This is a genomic window from Pseudomonas aylmerensis (assembly GCF_001702265.1).
Classification (GTDB): domain Bacteria; phylum Pseudomonadota; class Gammaproteobacteria; order Pseudomonadales; family Pseudomonadaceae; genus Aquipseudomonas; species Aquipseudomonas aylmerensis.
Genome location: NZ_MAUE01000002.1, coordinates 268,357 through 294,160, shown reverse-complemented (window position 1 = coordinate 294,160; position 25,804 = coordinate 268,357). Strand labels below are relative to the sequence as shown.

General features: G+C 62.0%; 24 protein-coding genes and 1 tRNA gene. 13 read left to right on the top strand and 12 right to left on the bottom strand.

The window, feature by feature from the left end:
• The first annotated feature begins 53 nt into the window (after positions 1-53).
• Both glnL and ntrC read left to right on the top strand, forming a co-directional pair.
• A complete protein-coding gene (gene glnL / locus BBG20_RS02125; RefSeq protein ID WP_016979130.1) occupies positions 54-1,139 on the top strand; it encodes a nitrogen regulation protein NR(II) in 1,086 nt (361 codons plus the stop codon).
• Entirely contained in the window at positions 1,136-2,572 is a 1,437-nt protein-coding gene (gene ntrC / locus BBG20_RS02120; protein WP_008435682.1) for a nitrogen regulation protein NR(I), read from the top strand. Before glnL ends, ntrC begins: the two co-directional genes overlap by 4 nt.
• 625 nt (positions 2,573-3,197) lie before the next feature.
• Here ntrC and BBG20_RS02115 read toward each other — a convergent pair.
• Positions 3,198-3,638, bottom strand: coding sequence for a hypothetical protein (locus BBG20_RS02115; protein WP_065899819.1), 441 nt, complete (start codon positions 3,636-3,638; stop codon positions 3,198-3,200).
• Between BBG20_RS02115 and BBG20_RS02110 the strand changes: the two genes are divergently transcribed.
• Complete coding sequence (locus tag BBG20_RS02110; RefSeq protein ID WP_058413147.1) at positions 3,637-4,092, top strand: tRNA (cytidine(34)-2'-O)-methyltransferase; 456 nt, start codon at positions 3,637-3,639, stop codon at positions 4,090-4,092. The genes BBG20_RS02115 and BBG20_RS02110 overlap by 2 nt on opposite strands.
• Positions 4,093-4,287: 195 nt before the next feature.
• Here BBG20_RS02110 and secB read toward each other — a convergent pair whose 3' ends face one another.
• Genes secB through BBG20_RS02095 form a run of 3 tightly spaced genes read right to left on the bottom strand, consistent with a single transcriptional unit; the run spans position 4,288 to position 5,476 of the window.
• Positions 4,288-4,767: a protein-export chaperone SecB gene (secB, locus tag BBG20_RS02105; protein ID WP_065899817.1), complete on the bottom strand. Its 480-nt coding sequence runs from the start codon at positions 4,765-4,767 to the stop codon at positions 4,288-4,290.
• Positions 4,768-4,806: 39 nt separating this feature from the next.
• A complete protein-coding gene (gene grxC / locus BBG20_RS02100) occupies positions 4,807-5,061 on the bottom strand; it encodes a glutaredoxin 3 (RefSeq protein ID WP_065899814.1) in 255 nt (84 codons plus the stop codon).
• A 1-nt stretch (position 5,062) separates the two neighbouring features.
• Positions 5,063-5,476 (bottom strand): rhodanese-like domain-containing protein, encoded by a 414-nt coding sequence (locus BBG20_RS02095; RefSeq protein ID WP_065899812.1) that lies wholly within the window; start codon positions 5,474-5,476, stop codon positions 5,063-5,065.
• A gap of 151 nt (positions 5,477-5,627) precedes the next feature.
• Between BBG20_RS02095 and gpmI the strand changes: the two genes are divergently transcribed.
• The 4 genes from gpmI (at position 5,628) to BBG20_RS02075 (ending at position 10,832) form a co-directional block, all read left to right on the top strand.
• A complete protein-coding gene (gene gpmI / locus BBG20_RS02090) occupies positions 5,628-7,154 on the top strand; it encodes a 2,3-bisphosphoglycerate-independent phosphoglycerate mutase (protein ID WP_065899811.1) in 1,527 nt (508 codons plus the stop codon).
• 259 nt (positions 7,155-7,413) lie between these two features.
• Positions 7,414-8,709, top strand: a complete 1,296-nt coding sequence (locus BBG20_RS02085) for a murein hydrolase activator EnvC family protein (RefSeq protein ID WP_065899809.1) — start codon at positions 7,414-7,416, stop codon at positions 8,707-8,709.
• Between the two features lie 31 nt (positions 8,710-8,740).
• Positions 8,741-10,057, top strand: a complete 1,317-nt coding sequence (locus tag BBG20_RS02080) for a S41 family peptidase (RefSeq protein ID WP_065899807.1) — start codon at positions 8,741-8,743, stop codon at positions 10,055-10,057.
• A 1-nt stretch (position 10,058) separates the two neighbouring features.
• Positions 10,059-10,832, top strand: coding sequence for a divergent polysaccharide deacetylase family protein (locus BBG20_RS02075; RefSeq protein ID WP_065899805.1), 774 nt, complete (start codon positions 10,059-10,061; stop codon positions 10,830-10,832).
• Positions 10,833-11,275: 443 nt separating this feature from the next.
• On the opposite strand, the gene BBG20_RS02070 is transcribed toward BBG20_RS02075, so the two are convergent.
• The 6 genes from BBG20_RS02070 to hisB all read right to left on the bottom strand — a co-directional run bounded on the left by BBG20_RS02070 (position 11,276) and on the right by hisB (position 15,282).
• On the bottom strand, positions 11,276-12,031 hold the full coding sequence (locus BBG20_RS02070) for a substrate-binding periplasmic protein (protein WP_065899803.1): 756 nt from the start codon (positions 12,029-12,031) through the stop codon (positions 11,276-11,278).
• Positions 12,032-12,097: 66 nt separating this feature from the next.
• On the bottom strand, positions 12,098-12,868 hold the full coding sequence (hisF, locus tag BBG20_RS02065) for an imidazole glycerol phosphate synthase subunit HisF (protein WP_065899801.1): 771 nt from the start codon (positions 12,866-12,868) through the stop codon (positions 12,098-12,100).
• A 79-nt stretch (positions 12,869-12,947) separates the two neighbouring features.
• Positions 12,948-13,697, bottom strand: coding sequence for a 1-(5-phosphoribosyl)-5-[(5-phosphoribosylamino)methylideneamino]imidazole-4-carboxamide isomerase (gene hisA / locus BBG20_RS02060; RefSeq protein WP_065899799.1), 750 nt, complete (start codon positions 13,695-13,697; stop codon positions 12,948-12,950).
• Between the two features lie 92 nt (positions 13,698-13,789).
• Positions 13,790-14,050 (bottom strand): DUF2164 domain-containing protein, encoded by a 261-nt coding sequence (locus BBG20_RS02055; protein ID WP_065899797.1) that lies wholly within the window; start codon positions 14,048-14,050, stop codon positions 13,790-13,792.
• Positions 14,051-14,689, bottom strand: coding sequence for an imidazole glycerol phosphate synthase subunit HisH (gene hisH / locus BBG20_RS02050; RefSeq protein ID WP_065899790.1), 639 nt, complete (start codon positions 14,687-14,689; stop codon positions 14,051-14,053).
• Positions 14,689-15,282, bottom strand: coding sequence for an imidazoleglycerol-phosphate dehydratase HisB (gene hisB / locus BBG20_RS02045; RefSeq protein ID WP_017849940.1), 594 nt, complete (start codon positions 15,280-15,282; stop codon positions 14,689-14,691). The genes hisH and hisB overlap by 1 nt, the downstream gene beginning before the upstream one ends.
• Positions 15,283-15,543: 261 nt before the next feature.
• Here hisB and BBG20_RS02040 point away from each other — a divergent pair, with 261 nt between their 5' ends.
• Positions 15,544-16,758 carry an MASE1 domain-containing protein gene (locus BBG20_RS02040; protein ID WP_158267397.1) on the top strand — a complete coding sequence of 405 codons (1,215 nt, stop codon included), beginning with the start codon at positions 15,544-15,546 and terminating at the stop codon, positions 16,756-16,758.
• A 45-nt stretch (positions 16,759-16,803) separates the two neighbouring features.
• Positions 16,804-18,141 (top strand): HdeD family acid-resistance protein, encoded by a 1,338-nt coding sequence (locus BBG20_RS02035; protein WP_065899786.1) that lies wholly within the window; start codon positions 16,804-16,806, stop codon positions 18,139-18,141.
• A 59-nt stretch (positions 18,142-18,200) separates the two neighbouring features.
• Here the strand turns inward: BBG20_RS02035 and BBG20_RS02030 are convergent, their stop codons facing one another.
• Entirely contained in the window at positions 18,201-19,862 is a 1,662-nt protein-coding gene (locus BBG20_RS02030) for an OFA family MFS transporter (RefSeq protein ID WP_065899784.1), read from the bottom strand.
• A 326-nt stretch (positions 19,863-20,188) separates the two neighbouring features.
• Between BBG20_RS02030 and BBG20_RS02025 the strand changes: the two genes are divergently transcribed.
• The 4 genes from BBG20_RS02025 (at position 20,189) to BBG20_RS02010 (ending at position 23,911) form a co-directional block, all read left to right on the top strand.
• Positions 20,189-22,399, top strand: coding sequence for an AsmA family protein (locus BBG20_RS02025; RefSeq protein ID WP_065899782.1), 2,211 nt, complete (start codon positions 20,189-20,191; stop codon positions 22,397-22,399).
• Entirely contained in the window at positions 22,396-23,463 is a 1,068-nt protein-coding gene (gene mutY / locus BBG20_RS02020) for an A/G-specific adenine glycosylase (RefSeq protein WP_065899780.1), read from the top strand. The genes BBG20_RS02025 and mutY overlap by 4 nt, the downstream gene beginning before the upstream one ends.
• Positions 23,460-23,732, top strand: a complete 273-nt coding sequence (locus BBG20_RS02015; RefSeq protein WP_065899778.1) for an oxidative damage protection protein — start codon at positions 23,460-23,462, stop codon at positions 23,730-23,732. Before mutY ends, BBG20_RS02015 begins: the two co-directional genes overlap by 4 nt.
• Positions 23,733-23,835: 103 nt before the next feature.
• Positions 23,836-23,911: transfer RNA gene (locus tag BBG20_RS02010), tRNA-Phe, on the top strand.
• A gap of 207 nt (positions 23,912-24,118) precedes the next feature.
• Here the strand turns inward: BBG20_RS02010 and BBG20_RS02005 are convergent.
• Positions 24,119-25,723 (bottom strand): ArnT family glycosyltransferase, encoded by a 1,605-nt coding sequence (locus BBG20_RS02005; protein ID WP_065899777.1) that lies wholly within the window; start codon positions 25,721-25,723, stop codon positions 24,119-24,121.
• Between the last annotated feature and the right edge of the window lie 81 nt (positions 25,724-25,804).

The following is a 25,804-nucleotide window of genomic DNA, read 5'->3' as shown; positions in this document are numbered from 1 at the left end:
TCCTTGTATCAGCGTGTGCCTCAAGCCCGCGCCATGCTCCAAAAGAGGTCCTGATGACCATCAGCGATGCACTGCACCGTTTGCTACTCGACAACCTGACCACCGCGACCATTCTGCTCAATGACGATCTGCGCCTTGAGTACATGAACCCGGCGGCGGAGATGCTCCTGGCCATCAGCGGCCAGCGCAGCCATGGGCAGTTCATCAGCGAGCTGTTCACCGAATCGGCCGAAGCCTTGAGCTCGTTGCGCCAGGCGGTGGAGCAGGCACACCCGTTTACCAAGCGCGAGGCGATGCTCACGGCCCTGACCGGCCAGACGCTGACCGTCGACTACGCCGTGACCCCGATCCTGAGCAACGGCGCCACCCTGCTGCTGCTCGAAGTCCACCCCCGCGATCGCCTGCTGCGCATTACCAAGGAGGAAGCGCAGTTGTCCAAGCAGGAAACCAGCAAGATGCTGGTGCGCGGCCTGGCCCACGAGATCAAGAACCCCCTCGGCGGGATTCGCGGCGCGGCGCAGCTGTTGGCCCGTGAGCTGCCGGACGAGAACCTCAAGGACTACACCAACGTCATCATCGAGGAAGCCGACCGCCTGCGGAACCTGGTGGACCGCATGCTCGGCTCCAACAAGCTGCCGTCGCTGGCGATGACCAACGTGCACGAGGTGCTGGAACGTGTCTGCCAACTGGTCGAAGCCGAAAGCCAGGGCTGCATCACCTTGGTGCGCGACTACGACCCGAGCATTCCCGACGTCTTGATCGACCGCGAGCAGATGATCCAGGCGGTGCTCAATATCGTGCGCAACGCCATGCAGGCCATCAGCAGCCAGAATGAACTGCGCCTGGGCCGCATCAGCCTGCGCACCCGTGCCCTGCGCCAATTCACCATTGGCCACGTGCGCCATCGCCTGGTGACCAAGGTCGAGATCATCGACAACGGCCCGGGCATTCCTGCGGAACTGCAGGAAACCATTTTCTTTCCCATGGTCAGCGGCCGTCCGGACGGTACCGGGTTGGGCCTGGCCATCACCCAGAACATCATCAGCCAGCACCAGGGTCTGATCGAATGTGAAAGCCATCCTGGCCACACCACGTTCTCGATCTTTCTGCCTCTGGAACAAGGAGCCCCATCGACATGAGCCGTAGTGAAACTGTCTGGATCGTCGATGACGACCGTTCTATCCGCTGGGTCCTCGAGAAAGCCTTGCAACAGGAAGGCATGACCACCCAGAGCTTCGACAGCGCCGACGGGGTGATGAGTCGCCTGGCTCGCCAGCAGCCGGATGTGATCATCTCCGACATCCGCATGCCCGGCGCCAGTGGCCTGGACCTGCTGGCACGGATCCGCGAGCAGCACCCGCGCCTGCCAGTGATCATCATGACCGCGCACTCGGACCTGGACAGCGCTGTCGCGTCCTATCAGGGCGGTGCTTTTGAATACCTGCCCAAGCCGTTCGATGTGGACGAGGCGGTGGCGCTGGTCAAGCGCGCCAACCAGCACGCCCAGGAACAGCAGAACCAGGAAGCGCCACCCGCCCTGACCCGCACCCCGGAAATCATCGGCGAAGCGCCGGCGATGCAGGAAGTATTTCGCGCCATCGGGCGTTTGAGCCACTCCAACATCACCGTGCTGATCAACGGCGAGTCGGGTACTGGTAAAGAGCTGGTGGCCCATGCCCTGCACCGTCACAGCCCACGGGCCGCATCGCCGTTCATTGCCTTGAACATGGCGGCGATCCCCAAGGACCTGATGGAGTCCGAGCTGTTCGGCCATGAAAAAGGTGCCTTCACCGGCGCAGCCAACCTGCGTCGCGGGCGCTTTGAACAGGCCGACGGCGGCACGTTGTTCCTCGACGAAATCGGCGACATGCCGGCCGACACCCAGACCCGCCTGCTGCGTGTATTGGCAGACGGTGAGTTCTACCGCGTCGGCGGGCACACGCCGGTCAAGGTCGACGTGCGTATCATCGCCGCGACGCACCAGAACCTGGAAACCCTGGTGCACGCGGGCAAATTCCGTGAGGACTTGTTCCACCGCCTCAACGTGATCCGCATCCATATTCCGCGGATGTCGGACCGTCGTGAAGACATCCCGACCCTCGCCCGCCATTTCCTCAGCCGCGCCGCCCAGGAGCTGGCTGTCGAGCCGAAGCTGCTCAAGAGCGAGACCGAGGAATACCTGAAGAACCTGCCGTGGCCAGGCAACGTGCGCCAGCTGGAGAACACCTGCCGCTGGATCACGGTGATGGCTTCCGGGCGCGAAGTGCACATCAGCGACCTGCCGCCGGAGCTGTTGAGCCTGCCACAGGACTCGGCGCCGGTGACCAACTGGGAACAGGCGCTGCGCCAATGGGCCGACCAGGCCCTGGCTCGCGGCCAGTCGAACCTGCTGGACAGCGCCGTGCCGGCCTTCGAGCGGATCATGATCGAAACCGCCCTGAAACACACCGCCGGCCGCCGCCGCGACGCCGCCGTGCTGCTGGGCTGGGGCCGCAACACCCTGACGCGCAAGATCAAGGAGTTGGGGATGAAGGTCGATGGCGGGGATGATGACGAAGGTGATGAGGCCTGATCACTCATCCCTGATCCACTGAAGATCTAATGTGGGAGCCGGGCTTGCCCGCGATGGCGCTGTGTCAGTCACTGGATGTATCGACTGACACAGCGCCATCGCGGGCAAGCCAGCTCCCACATTTGTTTTGTACCAGACTAACGACCGTGCACCGCTTCAATGCACCATGAACCGGCATCGGGCACGTATCCCAAGCGCAAAACAGCCACCTGATTAAGAAAAAACCAAATCGCAAAAACACCAAAGCCCCGTATTCCGGGGCTTTGCGCTTTCTGGCAATTTTTTTTGGCACACATTGCAAACTCTGGCACGCGCCCTGCAATAACCCTTGTACTACCCAGTTTCGGGGACCTTGGTACAGGCAGGCCGAGAATCCCCTCTTTACACCCGGGGTGCTTGATGCGAATCGCGTCGCGCTCCACACCGCTTTGGGGAACCTCGGTACAGGCAGGCCGGGGATTCCCTCTTTAACACCGAAGCCGATATGGCTTCACCCCGTTTTGGGAGCCCTGGTACAGGCAGGCCGGGAACTCCCTTCTTTACACCCGGGGCTTATGTGGCACAGCGCCCATAGCCCCAGCCCGTTTTGGGGACCTTGGTACAGGCAGGCCGGGGATTCCCTCTTTTATTGCTCTTGGAGATGGATCTCCAGCCGCCAGCGGCCATCGGCCTTCTCCCCTTTCCACTCCCCGCGCAATGGCCGAGCCGCCACCAGGTTCAGCAGCAAGCCGCCATCGGTCTTGCGCACGCGCCAGTTCACATCCTTATCGTTGACCTTGAGTTGCCCACCGGCCGCCTTGCCTTGCGCATCAAACAGCAGCGCCACGGTGCCATCAACCAACTCGCCGTGCAGCTTGGGTTCGCTGTTGAACCACACCACCACGCCGTCGGCCACTGTCTCGACCTGCTGCAATTGGACCGGGTCAGGGGTGGTCAGGCGGCCGATCATCAGGCCGATCATCAGGCCAACAATCGCCAACGAGCCCATGACCTTCGGGAATAGCTTCGGCCTGGGGTCTTCTTCAGGGGTAGAATGCAGCGCATCTTTGCCTTCGGAGCCGTGCATGTTTCACGTCATCCTTTTTCAACCAGAAATTCCGCCGAATACCGGCAACGTTATCAGGCTGTGCGCCAACAGTGGCTGCCACCTGCATTTGATCGAGCCGCTGGGCTTCGACATGGACGACAAGCGCCTGCGCCGCGCCGGCCTGGACTACCACGAGTATGCCACCCTGCAGCGCCACGCCGACCTGGCCAGCTGCCTGGAAAGCCTGGGCCAGCCACGCCTGTTCGCGTTCACCACCAAGGGTTCGCGGCCGTTCCATGACGCCAGCTTTGCCGAAGGCGACGCCTTCCTGTTCGGCCCGGAAAGCCGGGGCCTGCCGGCCGAGGTGCTCGACGCCCTGCCCGACGGCCATCGCCTGCGTTTGCCGATGCGCGAGGGCTGCCGCAGCCTGAACCTGTCCAACACCGTGGCCGTCGCGGTTTACGAAGGCTGGCGGCAACTGGGGTTCAAGTAACACCCAAAACAAAATGTGGGAGGGGCTTGTGTGGCAACCGGGCTTCTGTGGGAGCCGGGCTTGCCCGCGATGCAGGCACCTCGGTGTCTCAAAAACACCGTGGTGACGCTATCGCAGGCAAGCCAGCTCCCACAGAAAACCGGCTCTCACACAAGCCCGCTCCCACATTGGATCGGCGTCGTTGCTCAGAACAGCTTACTGAACCGTTGGCGAGCCTTCCTGTTGCATGCGCTGCAGCTCTTGGGCGTACAGGGCATCGAAGTTCACCGGCGCCAGCATCAGTGCCGGGAACGAGCCACGGGTGACCAGGCTGTCCAGGGTCTCACGGGCATACGGGAACAGGATGTTCGGGCAGAACGCGCCCAGGGTGTGGCTCATGGACGCTTCGTCCAGACCCTGGATCAGGAAGATGCCAGCCTGTTGCACTTCAGCGATGAAGGCCACTTCTTCGCCGTTCTTGACGGTCACCGACAGGGTCAGCACGACTTCGTGGAAGTCGCCTTCCAGTGCCTTTTGGCGAGTGTTCAGGTCCAGCGCAACGCTTGGGGTCCATTCCTGACGGAAGATCGCCGGGCTTTTCGGCGCTTCGAACGACAGGTCGCGCACATAGATACGCTGCAACGAGAATTGTGGGCCTTGAGCTTCTGCTGCTTCGGTGTTCTGTTGGTCAGTCATCTCAGATCCTTGATCTTGGGGTCTTTTAGGGGTTGGGAGTCAGACGAGCAGCAGCGCATCGAGTTTACCCGCGCGCTCCAGGGCGAACAGGTCATCGCATCCACCGACATGTTTGGCGCCGATCCAGATCTGCGGCACGGACGTGCGCCCCGCCTTCTGGGCCATTTCGGCGCGCACCTGGGGTTTACCGTCGACCTTGATCTCTTCGAAGGCAACACCCTTTTTCTCCAGCAAGGCCTTGGCCCGCATGCAGTAAGGGCACCAATCGCTGGAATACACGACAACCTGGCTCATATCACTTCACCAGCGGCAGGTTATCGGCCTTCCAGCTGCCGATACCGCCGGACAGTTTGGCGGCGGTAAAACCGCTCTTGAGCATCTCGCGGGCGTGGGTGCCGGCGTGCTGGCCTTGGGCGTCGACCAGGATGATGGTCTTGGCCTTGTATTTTTCCAGCTCGGCCAGGCGCGCGATCAGCTTGTCCTGCGGAATGTTCAGGGCGCCAACGATATGACCGGCGGCAAATTCCTTGGCCGCACGGATATCCACGACAACGGCCTCATCCTTGTTGACCAGCGCGGTCAGCTCCGACGTGCTCAGGCTGCGGCCACCGCGGCTCAATTCATGAGCGATCAGCAGCGCCAGCAGGATGACGAAGGCACCCGCGAGCAGGTAGTGGGCAGTGGCAAATGCAATCAGGTGATCAACCATCAAGGAGGTTCCAGGGCGTTAAAATGGCGGTAAGTATACACAGCCGCCAAGGGGGGCCAACCCCCGTAAAGCGGTGACGTGGTCGGAACTTCGCTTTAAACTGCCACTCCCTTTTCAATTGTCTTCCTTTATTAACGCCGCGAGAGGATCTATGACTACTACGCCTAAACCTTTGGTCCTGATAATTCTCGATGGCTTTGGACACAGTGAAAGCCACCACGACAACGCCGTATACGCGGCCAGGAAGCCCGTGCTCGACCGCCTGGTCGCCACCGTTCCCAACGGCCTGATCTCCGGTTCCGGCATGGACGTGGGCCTGCCGGATGGCCAGATGGGCAACTCGGAAGTCGGCCACATGAATCTCGGCGCCGGACGAGTGGTCTACCAGGACTTCACCCGCGTGACCAAATCGATCCGCGATGGCGACTTCTTCGAGAACCCGACCATCTGCGCAGCAGTCGATAAAGCCGTCGCGGCCGGCAAGGCCGTGCACTTCATGGGCCTGCTCTCGGACGGCGGCGTCCACAGCCACCAGGACCACCTGATCGCGATGGCCGAGCTGGCCTTCAAGCGTGGCGCCGACAAAATCTACCTGCACGCCTTCCTGGACGGCCGCGACACTCCGCCTAAAAGCGCGCAATCCTCCATCGAGCTGCTCGACGCCACCTTCGCCGCCCTGGGCAAGGGCCGCATCGCCAGCCTGGTCGGCCGCTACTTCGCCATGGACCGCGACAACCGCTGGGACCGCGTGGCACAGGCCTACAACCTGATCGTCGACGGCCAGGCCGAATTCAACGCCGCCACCGCCCAGGAAGGCCTGGAAGCCGCCTACGCGCGTGGCGAGAGCGATGAATTCGTCAAGGCCACCACCATCGGCGAGCCGGTGAAAGTCGAAAACGGCGACGCCGTGGTGTTCATGAACTTTCGCGCCGACCGTGCCCGTGAGCTGAGCCACGTCTTCGTCGACGCCGGTTTCAAGGACTTCGAACGCGCGCGCCAGCCGAAAGTCGAGTTCGTGATGCTCACCCAATACGCCGCCAACATCCCGGCCCCCTCGGCTTTCGCCCCGGGCAGCCTGGAAAACGTGCTGGGCGACTACCTGGCGAAAAACGGCAAGACCCAGCTGCGGATCGCCGAAACCGAGAAGTATGCCCACGTGACCTTCTTCTTCTCCGGCGGGCGCGAAGAGCCGTTCCCGGGCGAAGAGCGCATCCTGATCCCGTCGCCAAAGGTCGCCACCTACGACTTGCAGCCGGAAATGAGCGCGCCTGAAGTCACCGACAAAATCGTCGACGCCATCGACAACCAGCGTTATGACGTGATCGTGGTCAACTACGCCAACGGCGACATGGTCGGCCACAGCGGCAACCTCGAAGCTGCCACCAAGGCGGTGGAATGCCTGGACCTGTGCGTCGGCCGCATCGTTGACGCGCTGGAGAAAGTCGGCGGCGAAGCGCTGATCACTGCCGACCACGGCAACTGCGAGCAGATGTCCGATGAATCCACAGGGCAAGCCCACACTGCCCACACCACCGAGCCAGTGCCGTTCATCTACGTCGGCAAGCGCGACCTGAAAGTGCGCGAAGGCGGCGTGCTGGCGGACGTGGCGCCGACCATGCTGAAGCTAATGGGGCTGGAGAAACCGAAAGAGATGACCGGCACTTCGATCCTGGTTTAAGTTTCGGATACACCCCAAAACAGTGTGGGAGCGGGCTTGCCCGCGATAGCGGTAGATCAGCAGACATTTATATGGCTGACCCACCGTCATCGCGGGCAAGCCCGCTCCCACATTGGTTTTGCAGAGTTTTCAAAGATATCGTTTTGCCATACCGGCGCCACTCGGCACCTATCTTGCCTTCCAGCCCGAATTGGGCGTTTTTTTTGCGGCGCTTGGCGGGCATACTAGGCCGTCCCTTTCCCTGGTGTCGCCCGCCTCTATGCTTCGCGCCTTGATTACCCTTGCTCTTGTCTGCCTGCTCCAACCGGCATTTGCCGATGAGCGCGCACAAACCCAACAACAGTTGGACGCTACGCGTCAGGACATTACCGAGCTGAAAAAGCTGCTCGGCAAGCTCCAGGAAGAAAAATCCGGGGTACAGAAAGACCTGCGCGGCACGGAAACCGAGATGGGCAAGCTGGAGAAGCAGGTCCAGGAGCTGCAAAAAGAACTAAAGAAGAGCGAGTCGGAACTGGAGCGACTCGACGCTGAGAAAAAAAAACTCCAGAGCGCACGCGTTGAACAGCAACGCCTGATCGCGATCCAGGCCCGCGCCGCCTATCAGAGCGGCCGCCAGGAATACCTCAAGCTGCTGCTCAACCAGCAGAATCCGGAAAAATTCGCGCGCACCCTGACCTACTACGACTACCTGAGCAAGGCCCGCCTGGAGCAGTTGAAAAGCTTCAACGAGACCCTGCGCCAATTGGTCAATGTCGAACAGGAGATCGCCAACCAGCAGTCGCAGTTGCAGGACCAGAAAAGCGCCCTCGACACCCAGCGCGACGAACTCGACAAGGTCCGCAAGGAACGCCAGCTGGCCCTGGCCAAGCTCAATGACGACGTGAAGGCCCGTGACGCCAAGCTGCAGGCCCGCGAGCAAGACCAGGCCGACCTGGCCAAAGTCCTCAAGACTATCGAAGAAACCCTGGCGCGCCAGGCACGCGAGGCCGAAGAAGCGCGGCAAAAGGCGTTGATCGCCCAGCAGGAAGCCGAAAAAAAGCGTCAGCGTGAGGCCGAACTGGCTGCCACCTCGGACGCTCCCGCGCCGCGTAAACCGGCACATGCAGCGCCCGGGCCGCTGGTTTCCAGCGCCGGTGAGTCGTTCGGTGGGCCTTTTGCTTCAGCTCGCGGCAAACTTCCATGGCCAGTTGATGGTCGATTACTGGCACGCTTCGGTGAAACCCGTGGCGATGACACCCGCGCCAAGTGGGATGGGGTGATGATCAGCGCCTCCGCCGGCAGCCAGGTGCATGCCGTTCACGGTGGGCGCGTAGTGTTCGCCGATTGGCTGCGGGGCGCCGGTTTGCTGGTGATTCTTGACCACGGTAATGGCTATTTGAGCCTTTACGGCCACAATCAGACTTTACTCAAGTCGGCAGGTGATGTTGTAAAAGCCGGTGAATCCATCTCCACTGTGGGTAACAGTGGTGGCCAGGACACCCCGGCGTTGTACTTCGCTATTCGTCAGCAGGGCCGCCCGAGCGACCCTGCACAATGGTGCAGAACCCAAGGATAAGGGTCGCATCTACATTAGGAGTTCGTTCGACATGCTGCATTTGTCCCGCCTCACTTCGCTGGCCCTGACGATCGCCCTGGTGATCGGCGCGCCCCTGGCTTTCGCCGACCAGGCTGCCCCGGCTGCACCCGCCGCCTCGGCCGCGACCACCAAGGCACCGTTGCCGCTGGACGAATTGCGCACCTTTGCCGAGGTCATGGACCGGATCAAGGCCGCTTATGTCGAACCCGTAGACGACAAGACCCTGCTGGAAAATGCCATCAAGGGCATGCTCAGCAACCTCGACCCGCACTCCGCTTACCTGGGCCCGGAAGATTTCGCCGAGCTGCAGGAAAGCACCAGCGGTGAATTCGGCGGCCTGGGCATTGAAGTCGGCTCCGAAGACGGCAATATCAAGGTCGTCTCGCCAATCGATGACACCCCGGCGTCCAAGGCCGGCATCCAGGCCGGCGACTTTATCGTCAAGATCAACGGCCAGCCGACCCGCGGCCAGACCATGACCGAAGCCGTCGACAAGATGCGCGGCAAGATCGGCCAGAAAATCACCCTGACCCTGGTGCGCGACGGCGGCAACCCGTTCGACGTGACCCTGACCCGCGCCACCATCGTGGTCAAGAGCGTGAAGAGCCAGCTGCTGGAGTCGGGCTACGGCTACATCCGTATCACCCAGTTCCAGGTCAAGACCGGCGACGAAGTGGCCAAGGCCCTGGCCAAGCTGCGCAAGGACAACGGCAAGAAACTCAGCGGTATCGTGCTCGACCTGCGCAACAACCCCGGCGGCGTGCTGCAGTCGGCGGTGGAAGTGGTCGACCATTTCATCACCAAAGGCCTGATCGTCTACACCAAGGGCCGTATCGCCAACTCCGAGTTGCGCTTCTCGGCGACCGGCAACGACCTCAGCGAAAACGTGCCACTGGCCGTGCTGATCAACGGCGGCAGCGCCTCGGCATCGGAAATCGTCGCCGGCGCCCTGCAGGACCAGAAGCGCGGCGTGCTGATGGGCACCACCAGCTTCGGCAAAGGCTCGGTGCAAACCGTGCTGCCGCTGAACAATGACCGCGCGCTGAAAATCACCACCGCGCTGTACTACACGCCGAATGGTCGTTCGATCCAGGCCCAGGGCATCGTGCCCGACATCGAAGTGCGCAAGGCCAAGATCACCAACGAGATCGACAGCGAGTACTACAAAGAGGCTGACCTGCAAGGTCACCTGGGCAATGGCAACGGCGGCGCCGACCAGCCAACCGGCAGCGGCACCAAAGCCAAGCCGATGCCGCAGGACGACGATTACCAGTTGGCCCAGGCGCTGAGCCTGCTCAAGGGCCTGAGCATCACACGCAGCCGTTGATATGCGCTTTGCCCTGATCCTCGCTGTGCTGTGCAGCCTGGCGGGAGTCGCTCACGCGGCCCCCGCCAGCGAGCCCCACAAAGCCTACCTGACCCTCATCATCGACGACCTCGGGCAAAACCTGACCCGGGATCGTCGCGTGCTGGCCCTGCCGGGGCCGGTCACCACCGCGGTCATGCCCGACACGCCCCACGCCGCCGAATTCGCCCGCGAAGCGCACAAGGCTGGCAAGATCGTGATCCTGCACATGCCCATGGACCCGGCCACCGGCCCGTTCGCCTGGCACCCCGAGCTGCCCATCGAAGAACTCGGCAAGCGCCTGGACGCCGCCTTCAAGGCCGTGCCCTACACCGCCGGTATCAACAACCACATGGGCAGCCGCATGACCGCCCAGCCGGTCGCCATGGCCTGGTTGATGGCCGAGCTGCAGCGGCGCAACAAATTCTTCGTCGACAGCCGCACCAGCGCACAAACCGTCGCCGCCGCCGAGGCGCAGAAGATCGGCCTGGCGCATGTCTCGCGAGACGTGTTCCTCGACGATGAACGCACCGAAGCAGCAATCACCACGCAACTGCAAACCGCGATCAAGCTGGCGCACAAACAGGGTTCGGCGGTGATGATCGGCCACCCTTATCCACAGACCCTGGCGGTGCTGGAGCGCGAGCTACCCAAGCTCAAGGCCCAGGGGGTCGACTGGATTGATATCAAGCTGATGATCAGCGTGCGCGGCAACCAGGCGATGGCCGGGCACGGCAAGAATGGTATTTATCGCTGACGATTCATTTTAGGAGCTGGCTTGCCAGCGATGGCGGGGCATCAGTCAGCAGCTTCAGTGACTGACCTGGCGCTTTCGCGGGCAAGCCCGCTCCCACATTTTTGGGCGTGTTTAGGCCGCTGATTGTGTAGCGCAATTTGTGGGAGCCTGGTTTGCCAGCGATGGCGGGGCATCAGTCAGTAGCTTCAGTGACTGACCTGGCGCTTTCGCGGGCAAGCCCGCTCCCACATTTTTTGGGCGTGTTTAGGCCGCTGATTGGGTAGCGTAATCTGTGGGGGCTGGCTTGCCAGCGATGGCGGGGCATCATTCAGTAGCTTCAGTGACTGACCTGGCGCTTTCGCGGGCAAGCCCGCTCCCACATTTTTTGGGCGTGTTTAGGCCGCTGATTGTGTAGCGCAGTCGGTGGGAGACTGGATTGCCTGCTCCATAGAAGTGCTCGCCAGTTAAAGATAGTTCGCCATGATCTGGTCGACGACGCCGTCTTTACGCAACTGGTCCAGCGCGGCCTGCAGCCTGGCCACCAGTTCGTCAGGGACCTCCTTGTTCAACGCAAGGTAAAGCTGCGCACTGTTGAACCGCAGTACGGTCTTGAGCCCGGTCACACCGACCTGACGCGCCAGGTAACGCCCGGCAGGATCACCGGTGGCCCAGAGGTCGATCTGGCCATCCATGAGCTTTTGCGCGTTGTCCTGGTCGCGCAGTACCACCAGCGGGTTGAGCCCCTGTTTCTCAAGCGTCTCGGCGATCGCATCGCCCTTGTAGGCGCCGATCTTGTAGCGGCGCGCGTGCTCCAGGTCGGTCAGTTGGATCTTGCTGTCAGCCTTGGCCAGCATCACCCAATCATCCGGACCGATCGGGCCGACCCACTTGAACAGCGCTTCGCGGTCCGGCAGTCGCGCCATCACGAATACGCCGTAGCCAGGCTTTTCCAGGGCGAGTTTGTAGATTCGCTCCCAAGGGAAACGCAGCGTGAGGTTGTAGGAAATGCCGGCGCGCTTGAAGGTCTCGCGGACGATGTCCACGGCGATGCCTTCGATGTTTTCTTCCTTGGCGAAGTTCTTGCCGTTCTTGGCCATGTTGTAGGGCGGGAAGTTTTCCGTCAGCAACACCAGGGCGGCGTCAGACGGTTCTTCGGCGTGGGCCGAACCTGCCAACAAAAGGGAAGTACTGGCGAGGGCGAGCAGCAGGGTCTTGAACATGAAGGCTACCGGAATCCATGGCAAGCGCAGAGAGTGCCGCGCGCCCGCCATGGTGTCCAGCAACGTTTAGCGAACGACGATACCGCGCGCTGCCATGTAGGCCTTGGCCTCGGGAACGGTGTATTCGCCAAAGTGGAAAATACTCGCCGCCAGCACCGCGCTGGCGTGGCCTTCGATCACGCCGTCAGCCAGGTGCTGCAGGTTGCCGACGCCGCCGGAAGCGATCACCGGAATGCCCAGCGCGTCGCTGATGGCGCGCGTCACGCCCAGGTCGAAGCCATTTTTCATGCCGTCCTGGTCCATGCTGGTCAGCAGGATTTCACCGGCGCCCAGGCCTTCCATCTTCATCGCCCACTCCACCGCGTCCAGGCCGGTCGGCTTGCGACCGCCGTGAGTGAAGATCTCCCAGCGCGGGGTTTCGCCCGGGGCGGAGACTTTCTTCGCATCAATGGCGACCACGATGCACTGCGAGCCGAAGTGCTGCGCGGCTTCGCCGACGAACTCCGGGTTGAACACCGCAGCGGTGTTGATCGAGACCTTGTCCGCGCCGGCATTGAGCAGGTTGCGGATGTCTTGCACGGTGCGCACGCCGCCGCCCACGGTCAGCGGGATGAACACCTGGCTGGCCATGCGCTCGACGGTATGCAGCGTGGTGTCGCGGCCGTCGACGCTGGCGGTGATGTCGAGGAAGGTAATCTCGTCGGCACCTTGCTCGTCATAGCGACGCGCGATTTCCACCGGGTCGCCGGCATCACGGATGTTCTCGAACTTGACGCCCTTGACCACGCGACCGTTGTCGACGTCCAGGCAAGGGATGATGCGTCTGGCTAAAGCCATTGACTTAATCTCCGATTAAGAAGCTTCAAGCTACAAGCGGCAAGCTGGAGCAGGTGTGCTTTGACTTGCAGCTTTCAGCTTACGACTTGGAGCTGTTCGCGTAGGCATCGCAGTAAGCCTGGGCTTCGGCGACGTCCAGGGTACCTTCGTAGATCGCGCGGCCGGTGATGGCGCCGATGATCCCGGGAGCCTTGGCGTCCAGCAGCGACTTGATATCGCCCAGGTTGTGAATACCGCCAGAGGCGATCACCGGGATCTTGGTGGCCGCCGCCAGTGCCGCGGTAAACGGCACGTTGCAGCCCTGCATCATGCCGTCTTTGGCGATGTCGGTATAAACGATGGCAGACACGCCGTCGGCTTCGAACTGCTTGGCCAGGTCGATCACCTGCACGGTGCTGATTTCAGCCCAGCCGTCGGTGGCGACGAAACCGTCCTTGGCGTCCAGGCCCACGATTACCTTGCCCGGGAACGCGCGGCAAGCTTCGGCGACGAACGCCGGATCCTTCACGGCCTTGGTGCCGATGATCACGTAGCTCACGCCCGCCTTGACGTAGTGCTCGATGGTTTCCAGGGAGCGGATACCGCCGCCGATCTGGATCGGCAGGTTCGGGTAGCGCTTGGCGATCGCGGTCACTACTTCGCCATTGACGGGCTGGCCTTCGAAGGCGCCGTTCAAGTCCACCAGATGCAGACGACGGCAGCCACCTTCCACCCATTTGGCAGCCATGCTCACCGGGTCATCGGAGAACACGGTGGAGTCTTCCATGCGGCCCTGGCGCAGGCGTACACAAGCGCCGTCCTTGAGATCGATAGCGGGGATAATCAGCATGCTTTTTCCTTCGTCAAAAGAGTTGCGAGTTGCGAGCTATAAGCTGCAAGCAAGCACGCGTATCAATTCTTGCAGCTTGGCGCCTGACGCTCTCAGCTGCTCTTTTCAAGCGACCACAGGTCGCTTTCGATGCTTTCGAACCTTTCTTTAAGGAGCGTCTGCGTGTCGAAAATCGCCCTGTTGTAATAGTGCGGAGCCACTTCGGTGGTGAACAACTCAAGGATCTCGGCGACCTCGAACGAGCCCAGCTTGAGCTCGAAACGATCTTCCATGAAGCGCTTGATCTTGAGGATCGCCTCACCCTCCTGCTCAGGCGTGAGGTTGAGCACCGGCAGCTTCGGCTTCTTGGCCATTTACCAGCGACCGTCCCAGGCGGCGAAGTTCTGCAGCAACTGCAGGCCATGGGTATGGCTCTTCTCCGGGTGGAACTGCACGGCAAACCGCGAGCCCTCGGCCAGCGCGGCGGCGAAGTCGACGCCATAATGCCCGCCACCCACCACCTGGCGCGGATTACCGGCGGCGATGTAGTAGCTGTGCACGAAGTAGAAACGCGCCATGTCAGGGATTTCGTGCCACAACGGGTGGTCGACGGTGCGACGCACTTCGTTCCAGCCCATGTGCGGGACCTTCAGGTGTTCGCCGTCTTCATACAGGTCTTTGCCGAAGAACTTCACCTGGCCTGGGAACAGGCCGATGCAGTCGACGCCGTCGTTCTCTTCACTGCTGTCGAGCAAGGCTTGCATGCCCACGCAGATGCCGAGGAACGGGCGATCCTGGCTGACTTCGCGCACCAGGCTGTCAAAGCCCAGGCGACGGATCTCGGCCATGCAATCGCGAATCGCGCCGACGCCCGGGAACACCACGCGATCGGCTTCGCGAATCACGTTGGCATCGCTGGTGATCAGCACCTTGCCGGCACCGACGTGCTCGAGGGCCTTGGCCACCGAGTGCAGGTTACCCATGCCGTAATCGATAACCGCGACCGTCTGCATTACAGGACGCCCTTGGTCGATGGCATTTGCCCGGCCATGCGCTCATCAAGCTCGACAGCCATGCGCAGCGCGCGGCCGAAGGCCTTGAACACGGTTTCGATCTGGTGGTGGGTGTTGGTGCCGCGCAGGTTGTCGATGTGCAGGCTGACCAGTGCGTGGTTGACGAAGCCCTGGAAGAATTCCTGGAACAGGTCAACGTCAAACCCGCCTACGGTGGCGCGGGTATAGGGCACATGCATCTGCAGGCCAGGGCGGCCGGAGAAGTCGATGACCACGCGCGACAACGCTTCGTCCAGCGGGACATAGGCGTGGCCGTAGCGACGGATGCCTTTCTTGTCGCCGATGGCCTTGGCAAATGCCTGGCCCAGGGTGATGCCTACGTCTTCCACCGTATGGTGGTCGTCGATATGCAGGTCGCCCTTGCTGACGATATCCAGGTCGATCAGCCCGTGACGGGCGATCTGGTCCAGCATGTGCTCAAGAAAAGGTACACCGATATCAAATCGGGCCTTTCCGGTGCCATCCAGGTTGATCGAGGCTTTGATCTGGGTTTCCAGAGTGTCGCGCTCGACGGACGCCTTACGTTCGGCCATCACCAGCTCCGCAAAATCATTGGGCGAAAAAGGCAGCCATTATAGGGGCGCGGGCGCTAAACAGAAACATCGGAGGGGATAAGACTGATGGAGTGTCGACGATAGACATGTGCATACAAGCAGGCGCCCCAACATGGTGCGCCCGAGGTATTTACTCGAATGCCCTCGGCGGCTTCGCTGTAACATGAACGCAACGTTTAAAACCTGATGAACTGAACAGTGACAATACCCAGAGTCTTAAGGCGCAGCGGCATTCTCCTCTTGTGGGCACTCACCTACTACGTGACCGGCGTCGCCTCGCTGGCCTTTGCTGATCCTGTCTCGGGCATGGCGATCATCTGGTTCCCGGCGGGTGTTTCGGTATCAGCCTTCCTCAGTTCGAAACGCGCACACTGGCCGCTGCTGTTCCTGGTGTTGCTGGCCGCGCGAGTGCTGCTGGATGAGCCAGGCTGGCAACACTTACCGGTCGCCGTGGCGCTTTCGGCCCAGGCGCTGGCGGGCTCGGTGGCGATTGCCTGGCTGGTTCGGCGCTTCGCCCGGCGTGGCGACGACCTGCACGCCATCGTGCTATGGCTGCTGGCAACCGTGGCCGTGTGTGGCGCCGAGGCGTTGCTGAGGAAAGCCTGGCTGATACTGGCCGGGGAGGCCTCGTCGCATACGCTGATGAGCAACTGGATGGCCGGCGTCAACGGCGTGTTCTTCGCGACCGTCGTGGTGATGAACGTACTGACCCGCAACCTGAGCGACGTCGCCCTCAGCGCGCGCGAGAAATGGGCCGGCGCCGTGTGCCTGGCGCTGCTGGCCGTGATGACCTGGTACGTGTTCGGCACGACGCCGCACTGGCTCACCGACATGCTGGACACCGACGCCGGTGCTGCGCTGTATTTCATCCTCGCCTGCCTGCCCATCGCCCTCACCCTCGCCGTCTGCGTGACCTGGCGCAGCCCCGGTGGCTCGCTCGCACTGCTGGTCCTGGGCAGTATCGTGGTCAATTACACCGATCAGCAGACAGGCCCGTTTTATGTGCCCGGCCTGCTGGAAGGTGAACCCTTGCTGCTTGCGCAAAGCTACCTGTCGATCACTGCCTTGCTGGTGGTCGCGATACGCCTGATGACCCAGGCAGCCAAGCCTTATGACCCGCAAAGCGGCCGCCTGGCGGGTGATGGCGTGATGTACCAACTGCACCCCGGCACGGGGGAAATCCTCTGGGACGACAACCTTGCAACGCTCCTGGATGTGAGCACCCTGCCACTGGGCACCGTGCAACAGGTCCTGGAACGCGTGCATCCCGAGGATCGCGACAAGCTCAAGCGCCACTGGACACCGGCCACCCACGCGCGCGCGGCCTCATTGGCGTTTCGCATCGACAAGGGCAACGGTGACTGGCTGACCCTTTATGACCAGAGCCCCGGCGCCCTGCGTGATGCGCACGGCCAAGTGATTGTCGGCAACTGGCAACCGAGTCGTTATGACTGACCCCATGACTATTGCCGACCCGCGCCTACCTGTACGAGTACCTTCATGATCCAGATTGCTTTACTGCTGTTCGGCGCAGAATTCGTCCGTTCCAAGTTCTGGTTTCTCGGCCTGGTCGGTATCGTCTGGGGCGCGCTGGGCCTTGGCGTGATGATTGATGGGCTGGATGGCGAGCTGTATTTCCCGCTGCGCGCGTTCGGGTTGATGTTGCTGCTCGAAAGCATTGTCACCCTGAGCGTGGCCGCCAGCGGCGTGGGCACTCAGCGGGCCGTGCTGTATTTCAAGGGCGGCATCTGCTTCTTCGTCGCGGTGCTGATTCTGGCCGACAAGGTCTACAGCAACCTGCTGCTGGCGATCATCTTCGGCTTCACCTACTTCGTGATCGGCCTGCTGACCATCACCTCGGCCTGGGTAGTGAGGTTCCCGCATTGGCGCACATCACTGATCAGCGGCGGCGCGCAGGTGGTGTTTGCGGGGTTGCTGGTCAGTCCCTATCCGATTGCCAACAGTGCAACGGTGTCGTTTTTCCTCGGCGCGTTGATGATCGTCAGCGGCTTGAACACCGTGCGGATCGCGCGTCGCGTCCGACGCCTGCGCCACGGCACCTCGACGTTCGAGTTGCTCGCGCCCAGGGACCTGCTGTCGGACTTCAAGAAGTTGCCGCCGCAAGCACCGCTCGAACAGCAGGAGCCCGAACCTGCCTGCAACGATCCGCTGGTGGTGCATATCTGGACACCGGAAGGCACCGCGAGCGCCACGACGATCCCGCGCCCGATCATCAACCGCTACATCGCAGCGGTGGATGCGCAAGGCGTGATTTCCACCGGGCATGCGGCCCTTGAACTGTCGCCCTCGGTGTACCTGAGCCTGTACCCGGTCGCCGACATCGATCGCTCGCCGTCAGAGTTTTTCCGCATCCTCAAGGCCACGCGCAACAACGACGTGCCCGGCACGTTCCAGCCGGACTACGCCACCGAAGTCGCCAACTGGTGCGACTCAGACCGCAAGATCGTGTTTCATCGGTACAGCCGCAAGGCGCTGATTGAGTTCTCGACCCACTATCGCCAACAGGCCACCTACAACCTGACCTATCGCAACTGCTCGAGCAGCGTGGCATTTGCGTTGGAAGCCTCGATGGATGGCGTGCTGTCGGAGCGGTCCCGGCGTTGGCGCTCGGTACTGCAGACCTTGCTGATGCCCGAGCTGTGGATTGCCGCGCAAGTACGCAAGCGCGCCATGACGATGGCGTGGACACCCGGATTGGTAATGGACTATGCCCGCGCGTTGCGGGTGATTGTGCATCCGGTGCCGCAGCCATGGTTTCAACGGATTCCATGGCGCGGCACTGCGGCCAAGGCCGCACCTGACAAGAAACAGGACTAGCACGGCCGGATGCCCGGGCCCCACTCACCTTGCGTGAAAGGGCGCCGGGAAACTGCGTATCAGTGGAACAGTACCGCGGTCTTCTGCAGGGTCACCCACACACCCCACGCCAACGGAATACCCACCACCAGCCAGGCGGCGATCGCCAACGGCTTGCTGCCCGCAGACGCTTTCCACTCCAGCGACGTAGAGGCATCGGTACCTTTGTCATGACCCAGCGCCTGTTCGGCGGCCAGTTCGGCATCGGTCATGAAGTACTTGTCGGCCACCGGACGCACCAGCAGGTTGCAGAGGAAACCCAGCACCAGCAGGCCCGCGAGGATGTACAAGGTGATGTCGTAGGCCGCAGCGCGATCCACGCCGATGCTCAACTGGTACTCACGCAGGTAGTTCACCAACACCGGGCCGAGTACGCCCGCAGCGGCCCAGGCGGTCAGCAGGCGACCGTGGATCGCGCCGACCATCTGGGTGCCGAACAGGTCGGCCAGGTAAGCCGGGACGGTCGCAAAACCACCGCCGTACATCGACAGGATGATGCAGAACGCGGCCACGAACAGCGCCACGTTGCCCAGGTGCCCCAGGTTCGGGATCAGCGCGTACAGGGCAAAGCCCAGGGCGAAGAACACGAAGTAGGTATTTTTACGCCCCAGGTAGTCGGAGAACGACGCCCAGAAGAACCGACCACCGATGTTGAACAGGCTCAACAGGCCGGTGAAGCCCGCGGCAATTGCCGCAATTGAAGCCAACTGACCGGCATCAAGCTGGCCGAATGGCACGTCCACACCCAGCAACTTGCCGCCGAAGACTTCCTGCAGCAGTGGCGAAGCCATGCCGAGGATGCCGATACCGGCGGACACGTTCAGGCACAGCACCAGCCACACCAGGCGAAATTGCGGGGTTTTCCACGCCACATTCACGTGCACGTGACGGTGGGTGATCATCGCGTTGCTGGCTTTTTTCGCCGGTGCGGTCCAGCCCTCAGGCTTCCAGCCGGTCGGCGGAACGCGGTACAGCAGCGCGCCGGCGATCATGAACACGAAGTAAATCGCCGCCATGACCACAAAGCTCTGCCACACGCCCACGCTGGTCGGCGTGGCAAAGTGGCCCATCAGCGCTGCCGCCAGGGGAGCGCCAACCATTGCGCCGCCGCCAAAGCCCATGATCGCCATGCCGGTGGCCATGCCGCGCTTGTCCGGGAACCACTTGATCAGGGTCGACACCGGCGAGATATAGCCCAGGCCCAGGCCGATACCGCCAATGACCCCGGAGCCGATCCACATCAGCCAGATCTGGTGGGTATAGATACCCAGCGCCGAGATCAACAGGCCGCCACACCAGCACAGGGCCGATACAACCCCGGCTTTACGAGGCCCGGCATGTTCCAGCCAGCCGCCCCAGATCGCTGCCGAGCAGCCCAGGAAAATGAAGAACAGGGTGTAGATCCAGCCCAGCATGGAGATGGGCCAGTCGCATTGGGACGAGAAGACTTGGGCGATGAACCCCATGTCCGGCGCGCAGGCGACCGGCTTGGTGATGCCCAGTGCCTTGGACAGTGGCAGCCAGAACACCGAGAAACCGTAGGCCATGCCGATGCACAAGTGGATGGCCAGGGCGGCCGGTGGAACCAGCCAGCGGTTGAACCCGGGCTTGGCGATAATGCGCTCCTTGGACAGAAACGCAGGCTGTGCGGCAGTATGACCTGCTGCAGTGCTAGTGCTCATTGGTGTTTCCCCCAGTTGTTAGTATGTGTCCGTCAGGCGCTCTCTCCCTCGGCCTTGCACGCAAAGCGTTGGCCGTTGTTGTTGAGTAAAGCTCCTTTTAAGCGCGACGCTGTGTCGCAGAAGGCAGACGAACCTGCGCAGATTAGCACCTGTGGATGACAGAAAAACCAAACTGATATCACCTTTTTCAGGAAATCTGTTTTGTTTGACGCCAGAAACCCGTTCCCGCGCCCCTGGATACAATGTAACGATCCGCGAACTGACGCGGGCCGTCGGGCGTTATACTCTGCGGCTAAATTTTGAAATCGACATACAAGGACTCGCCCATGAAAGCGTTCGGCAAAATCCTGGGTCTGGTACTTCTCGGGCTGTTGCTGATCATTGTGGCTCTGGGCTTTGCCCTGACCCATCTCTTCGATCCCAACGACTATAAAGACGAGATTCGCCAGATAGCCCGCGACAAGGCCCACATCGAGCTGACGCTCAATGGCGATATCGGCTGGAGTTTGTTCCCCTGGCTCGGCCTTGAACTGCACGAAGCCAGCGTCGCGACCCTGACCAACCCGACTCAGCCGTTCGCCGACCTGCAGATGCTGGGCCTGTCGGTGCGCGTGCTGCCGCTGCTGCGCCGCGAAGTCCAGATGAGCGACGTGCGTGTCGAAGGCCTCAACCTGCGCCTGACCCGCGACAAGCAAGGCCACGGCAACTGGGAAGACATCGGCAAGAACGTGTCGTCGGCCAGCACCGGCGCACCCGCTCCGACCGAGCAACCTGCCGAGACCGAGCCGGAAAAACCGTCAAAGCCGATCCGCCTGGATATCGACAGCCTGACGGTCAACAACGCCCGCATCGAATACAACGATGAACAGACCGGCAAGCAGTTCAGCGCCGAAAGCATCCAATTGAGCGCCGGCGCCGTGCACGAAGGCGCGAGCATTCCGGTGAAACTCACCGCCTTCTTCGGCAGCAACCAGCCGGTGATGCGCGTCAAGACCGAGCTCAACGGCAACCTGCGCATCCAGCGCGCCCTCAAGCGCTACCAGTTCGAGGACATGAAAATCACCGGCGAAGCCACGGGCGAGCCGCTGCAAGGCAAGACAGTGACCTTCTCCACCCAGGGCCAGTTGCTGGTGGACCAGGCGGCGAATATCGCCGAGTGGACCAACCTGAAGCTGTCGGCCAACCAGCTGCGCGCCTTGGGCGAGCTGAAGGTCAATGACCTGGACAAGACCCCGCAATTCAGCGGCGCGCTGTCCATTGCCCAGTTTGACCTGGCCAAGTTCCTCGACAGCGTCGGCCACCCGTTGCCGCCGATGGCGGACGGCAGCCTGAGCAAGGTCGAGCTGGTCAGCCGCCTCAAGGGCACGCCAAACAGCCTGGCGCTGGAAGACCTGAACCTGAAACTCGACGGCAGCACCTTCACCGGCCGCGTTGCCGTGGACGATTTCGCCAAGCAGTCGCTGCGGGTTCAGCTCAAGGGCGACACCTTCAACGCTGACAACTACCTGCCGGCCAAGTCCGACTCCGCCAAAGGCGCGAGCGCCGCCCGCCAGGCCGAGGTGCAGAACAGCGAAGCCGGGGCCATGGCCGCCGGTGGCACTACACCGCTGCCGGACGCGCCCACCAAAGGCGCCTGGAGCACCGACAAGCTGCTGCCGCTGACGCACCTGCGCACCCTGGACATAGACGCCGACCTCGCCTTCGGCCAGCTGACACTGAGCAAGCTGCCGATCCAGAACGCGGCACTGAAAGCCTCCGGCGTCGACGGCCAACTCAAGCTGGACACCCTCAGCGGCGGTCTCTACAACGGCACGTTCCAGGCCAACGGCAACCTCGATGTGCGCCAGGACATCCCGGTCCTCGCGCTACAGACGCATATCAAGCAGGTGCCGGTTGAACGCATCCTGCAGGCCCAGGGGCAGAACCCGCCGGTCAAGGGCCAGATCACCCTCGACAGCAACCTCAACGGCCGTGGCAACAGCCAGAAGGCGCTGATCGACAGCCTCAACGGCACCGCCAGCTTTGTGATCAACAACGGCGTGCTGCTCAACGCCAACCTCGAACAGCAACTGTGCACCGGCATCGCCCTGCTCAACCGCAAGACCCTGAGCACCACGCCCCAGGGCAAGGACACGCCCTTCCAGGAGCTGCGCGGCAACCTGACATTCCGTAACGGCGTGGCCAGCAACCCCGACCTGAAAGTGCGCATTCCAGGGTTGACGGTCAACGGCAACGGCGACGTCGACTTGCGCGTACTCGGCATGGATTACCGCGTCGGCATCATCGTCGAAGGCGACCAGCGCGATACGCCGGACCCGGCCTGCCAGGTCGGCTCCAACTTCCAGAACATCGAAGTACCGCTGCGTTGCCGTGGCCCGCTGGAACTGGGCGCCAAGGCCTGCCGCCTGGACAAGGACGGCCTGAGCCAGGTCGCGATCAAGGCGGCCGGCAACAAGCTCAGCGAGAAGCTGGAAGAGAAACTCGATAAGGTAAACCCGCAGTTGAAAGACGCGTTGAAAGGCCTGTTCAAACGATGAGAAACGAGCAGTTTTCAGAGGCCGTACTCAACTGGTACGACCGCCACGGTCGCCATGACCTGCCCTGGCAACAGGGCATCACGCCTTACCGGGTGTGGGTCTCGGAGATCATGCTGCAGCAGACCCAGGTGAGCACCGTGCTCAACTACTTCGACCGCTTCATGGCTTCGTTGCCAACGGTCGAGGCCCTGGCTGCCGCGCCGGAAGATGAAGTACTGCACCTGTGGACCGGCCTGGGGTACTACACCCGGGCGCGCAACCTGCAAAAGACCGCGAAGATCGTCGTGGCCGAGTACGGCGGCGAGTTTCCCCGGGATGTCGAAAAGCTCACCGAACTGCCGGGCATCGGCCTGTCCACCGCCGGCGCGATTGCCAGCCTGAGCATGGGCCTGCGCGCGCCGATCCTCGACGGCAACGTCAAGCGCGTGCTGGCACGCTTTACCGCGCAGGAAGGCTATCCGGGCGAGCCCAAGGTGGCGAAGCAGCTGTGGGCCACCGCAGAACGCTTCACTCCGCATGACCGCGTCAACGCCTACACCCAGGCGATGATGGACATGGGCGCCACCCTCTGCACCCGCAGCAAGCCCAGTTGCCTGCTGTGCCCGCTGGAAAAAGGCTGCGAAGCCCACATGCTCGGCCTGGAGACGCGCTACCCGATCCCCAAGCCGCGCAAGAGCATCCCGCAGAAGCGCACGCTGATGCCCTTGCTGGCCAATGCCGAAGGCGAAATCCTGCTTTACCGGCGCCCATCCACCGGCCTGTGGGGCGGTTTGTGGAGCTTGCCGGAGCTGGACGACCTCACCGACCTGGAACACCTCGCCCACCAGCACGCGCTGGCACTGGGCAAACAGCAGGAGCTGCCGGGGCTGATCCACACCTTCAGCCACTTCCAGCTGGCCATCGAACCCTGGCTGGTCCAGGTCGAGGAATCCGCCCATCACGTGGCCGAGGCCGACTGGCTCTGGTATAACCTCGCCACCCCGCCGCGCCTGGGCCTTGCCGCCCCGGTCAAGAAACTGCTGAAGCGCGCGGCCGACGTATTGAATGCAGGAGTGTCGTCATGACCCGCACCGTAATGTGCCGCAAGTACAAAGAACAATTGCCCGGCCTGGAACGCCCTCCGTACCCAGGTGCGAAAGGCCAGGACATTTTCGATCACATTTCCGCCCAGGCATGGGGCGACTGGCTGAAACACCAGACGCTGCTGATCAATGAAAAACGCCTGAACATGATGAACGCCGAAGATCGTAAATACCTGTCAGGCGAAATGGACAAGTTCTTTTCCGGCGAGGATTACGCCAAGGCCGACGGCTACGTGCCGCCTGCTCAATAATTGATCAAAAACCGGGGTCGGCACGTAAGCGACGGTAATAATTAAATATTTTTTGAAAACTTGCTTGACGACCCCCTGAAAAACCCGTTTAATGCGCCCCGTTGCCCAGATAGCTCAGTCGGTAGAGCAGGGGATTGAAAATCCCCGTGTCGGCGGTTCGATTCCGTCTCTGGGCACCACTATTAAGTTTCAGGTGGTGCAAATATCATCTGAAACACACAAGAAACCCGCCTAGTGCGGGTTTTTTGTTGCCTGCGATTTTTCGGTCTACCGAGGCGATTCAACATCGCCCCAAAGCATCGATCACCCTCCTCCACATCAGCGCCTTCCGCCCCTCACATGACCGGCCAACCACTCGACCGGCAGACGCATAGCCCGTCACTGACTCACTCCAACAAAAACACCATCAGGGGGTTGTCGTTCAAGCGCCCCTCAAAGCTTGGCGCCAGATGCTCCAGGGGCGTGCCCTTGAGCAGCGCGGTTTCCTTGCGCGCGACGATGACCCACGCCGGGCGGGGCAGAGTGTCCAGCCGCGCAACGTCGGCGCCACCGACAAACAATGGCTGCTCGTCATGCTCCAGATTCATCATGTAGCGCACCGCCCAGGTGTCCCGGCCGAGATTCACAAATACCAGCGGCCCCGGTTGCGCCACGCGCAGGGCTTCCACCTGGCTGACAAACTGGCGGGTGTCGAACTGCAGGTCCTTGGCGGGCTCCACCACCGTCACCAGCACCAACCACTGCGCCGCGAGTGCGAACACGCTGAGCCACACCAGCCGCCCTGCTCGCCGCCAGGCAAGCAGCGCCGCGACTTGCAGGATCACCAACCCACCGATCAACAACGGCAGCGGGACGCCCGGCCAGTAACCGTGTTTCTGCCAACTATGCCGACAGACAAACACGACAACCACGCACAACGCCGGCAGCGCCGCGACGAGCCCCTCGTAGCATCGGCGCACGCCAATCAGCCATCCTTGCGCCTGGAGCAGCCCATAGGCCGCGACAGCGGCAAACATCGGCACCATCGGCAGGATGTAATAAGCGCGCTTGAAGTGCGGCACCGACAACCCGAGCAGGATCATCAAGCCGCAGGCACCGAGCCGCACGACCAATTGCACATCATCGTCGAAGCGCTGCGCCCAGCGCTGGCGCAGGGCAACCAGTGTGGCCAGCGCCAGGGGCACCACGGGGAAATAACGGTACAGGCTCAGCTGGAAGTAAAAATAGAACGGCTCGCCGGTTTCATCGAGGCGCCCACCCACCTGCATCTTGAACACCTCATCGGCAAACGCATCGCCGCCACTCAAGCGCGCGAGCTTGACCAGCAGCCACCAACAGGCCGCCAGCAACACCAGCCCGACGATGCCATGAATCAGCACCTGCTTGACCCGCTCTCCAGGCCGGGCCAGTGCCCAGTACACGCACACCACGCCACAGACTTCGATCAAGCCCAGCGGGCCGCGAATCGCAAAGCCGAGGATGAACAACGGGAACACGGCGAGTTGGCGCCACCGCGAGCCGAGGCGCTCGCCCCTGTGCAGCAGGTAGAAACTGCCCAGGCACAACAGCGCGACCATTTGGTCCAGGCACACCGAGCGCGACTTCTCCAGCAACTGGGTCGTCAGCAGGGTCAACAGCACGGTAAGCAGCGCCCAACTGCGACCGTACGGCACCAGCAGGCGATAGATCAGCGCCACCACCCCGGCCGAGGCCAGCGCGGTCGGCAGGATATTCGCCAGATGGTTGGGCGCGCCGAACAACCGGGCGAAGACAAAACTGAAGAACGTCGCGGTGCCGGGATAGTCCGCGTAGGGCTGTCCGTAGGTGGTGGGGAAAAGACTCGCGCCATGGCGAAACATTTCCTGCAGGAAAAGCGCCCAACGTCCGTCAAACCCTTGCGGCTGCTGATCCCAGATGCCCAAGGTAAACAGCAACAAGGCAAGCAGGAAAATGCCCAGGGATTCCATGCGAAAACGGTTGCGATGATCCATCAGTAGGCCTGTCAGGTAGGGAGCGCCAACCTATGTTGCCGAGCGAGCCCCTGAATAGCGCCTGAACAAACCTGAACATTT

Bases quoted from the DNA above. Each gene is read 5' to 3' on its own strand.
- hisA (WP_065899799.1), bottom strand. From the start codon at position 13,697: ATGCTGATTATCCCCGCTATCGATCTCAAGGACGGCGCTTGTGTACGC.
- glnL (WP_016979130.1), top strand. From the start codon at position 54: ATGACCATCAGCGATGCACTGCACCGTTTGCTACTCGACAACCTGACC.
- BBG20_RS02005 (WP_065899777.1), bottom strand. From the start codon at position 25,723: ATGGATCATCGCAACCGTTTTCGCATGGAATCCCTGGGCATTTTCCTG.
- grxC (WP_065899814.1), bottom strand. From the start codon at position 5,061: ATGAGCCAGGTTGTCGTGTATTCCAGCGATTGGTGCCCTTACTGCATG.
- hisH (WP_065899790.1), bottom strand. From the start codon at position 14,689: ATGCAGACGGTCGCGGTTATCGATTACGGCATGGGTAACCTGCACTCG.
- mutY (WP_065899780.1), top strand. From the start codon at position 22,396: ATGAGAAACGAGCAGTTTTCAGAGGCCGTACTCAACTGGTACGACCGC.
- ntrC (WP_008435682.1), top strand. From the start codon at position 1,136: ATGAGCCGTAGTGAAACTGTCTGGATCGTCGATGACGACCGTTCTATC.
- BBG20_RS02055 (WP_065899797.1), bottom strand. From the start codon at position 14,050: ATGGCCAAGAAGCCGAAGCTGCCGGTGCTCAACCTCACGCCTGAGCAG.
- hisB (WP_017849940.1), bottom strand. From the start codon at position 15,282: ATGGCCGAACGTAAGGCGTCCGTCGAGCGCGACACTCTGGAAACCCAG.
- BBG20_RS02115 (WP_065899819.1), bottom strand. From the start codon at position 3,638: ATGCACGGCTCCGAAGGCAAAGATGCGCTGCATTCTACCCCTGAAGAA.
- BBG20_RS02070 (WP_065899803.1), bottom strand. From the start codon at position 12,031: ATGTTCAAGACCCTGCTGCTCGCCCTCGCCAGTACTTCCCTTTTGTTG.
- BBG20_RS02110 (WP_058413147.1), top strand. From the start codon at position 3,637: ATGTTTCACGTCATCCTTTTTCAACCAGAAATTCCGCCGAATACCGGC.
- secB (WP_065899817.1), bottom strand. From the start codon at position 4,767: ATGACTGACCAACAGAACACCGAAGCAGCAGAAGCTCAAGGCCCACAA.
- BBG20_RS02030 (WP_065899784.1), bottom strand. From the start codon at position 19,862: ATGAGCACTAGCACTGCAGCAGGTCATACTGCCGCACAGCCTGCGTTT.
- gpmI (WP_065899811.1), top strand. From the start codon at position 5,628: ATGACTACTACGCCTAAACCTTTGGTCCTGATAATTCTCGATGGCTTT.
- BBG20_RS02015 (WP_065899778.1), top strand. From the start codon at position 23,460: ATGACCCGCACCGTAATGTGCCGCAAGTACAAAGAACAATTGCCCGGC.
- BBG20_RS02075 (WP_065899805.1), top strand. From the start codon at position 10,059: ATGCGCTTTGCCCTGATCCTCGCTGTGCTGTGCAGCCTGGCGGGAGTC.
- hisF (WP_065899801.1), bottom strand. From the start codon at position 12,868: ATGGCTTTAGCCAGACGCATCATCCCTTGCCTGGACGTCGACAACGGT.
- BBG20_RS02025 (WP_065899782.1), top strand. From the start codon at position 20,189: ATGAAAGCGTTCGGCAAAATCCTGGGTCTGGTACTTCTCGGGCTGTTG.
- BBG20_RS02035 (WP_065899786.1), top strand. From the start codon at position 16,804: ATGATCCAGATTGCTTTACTGCTGTTCGGCGCAGAATTCGTCCGTTCC.
- BBG20_RS02085 (WP_065899809.1), top strand. From the start codon at position 7,414: ATGCTTCGCGCCTTGATTACCCTTGCTCTTGTCTGCCTGCTCCAACCG.
- BBG20_RS02080 (WP_065899807.1), top strand. From the start codon at position 8,741: ATGCTGCATTTGTCCCGCCTCACTTCGCTGGCCCTGACGATCGCCCTG.
- BBG20_RS02095 (WP_065899812.1), bottom strand. From the start codon at position 5,476: ATGGTTGATCACCTGATTGCATTTGCCACTGCCCACTACCTGCTCGCG.